This is a genomic window from Sphingobium sp. (genome assembly GCF_041987595.1).
GTDB lineage: Bacteria > Pseudomonadota > Alphaproteobacteria > Sphingomonadales > Sphingomonadaceae > Sphingobium.
On the sequence record NZ_JBHIWJ010000263.1, the window covers coordinates 1 to 512 of the forward strand.

The 512-nt window shown below is 63.5% G+C and carries 1 protein-coding gene; it reads right to left on the reverse strand.

Going from position 1 to position 512, the window contains the following annotated elements:
- Positions 1-173: 173 nt before the first annotated feature.
- Positions 174-512 (reverse strand): acyl-CoA dehydrogenase family protein (locus ACFC3J_RS23080; protein ID WP_375198226.1); only part of this gene is annotated, 339 nt, incomplete at its 5' end.

Consider the following 512-nt stretch of genomic DNA (forward strand, 5'->3'; position numbering starts at 1 on the left):
GCTCGGCCAGCTGCGCCCACACTTCGGGCCGCCAGCCTGCGTTGCTGGCGATGGCCTTGCGGCGGGTTTCCCAGTCGTATTGTTCCCGAACCAGCCGCGACAGCCCGTCACGCACCATGTCCTGTTCTTCGGTGAAGTTGAAATCCACGAATTCTCTCCCGTCCTCGAGGTGCTTACAGACCGAGGATCATCTTGGTGATGATGTTGCGCTGGATCTCGTTCGATCCGCCATAGATGCTGGTCTTGCGCATGTTGAAATAGCTCGGCGCCGTGTGGTGCGCCCAGTCCGGCCCGATCGGGTGCTCGTTGTCCCCTTCGCCGAAGCCGCGGAAATAGGGCGCGCCATAGTGCCCCGCCGCTTCCAGCGCGAGTTCGGTGATGCGCTGCTGGATTTCCGAACCCTTGATCTTGAGCACGCTCGATTCCGGCCCCGGACCGCGCCCGGCGGCTTCGCCGGCCAGCGTGCGCAGTTCGGTGAATTCCAGCGCGGTCAGGTCCATTTCCAGTTCGGC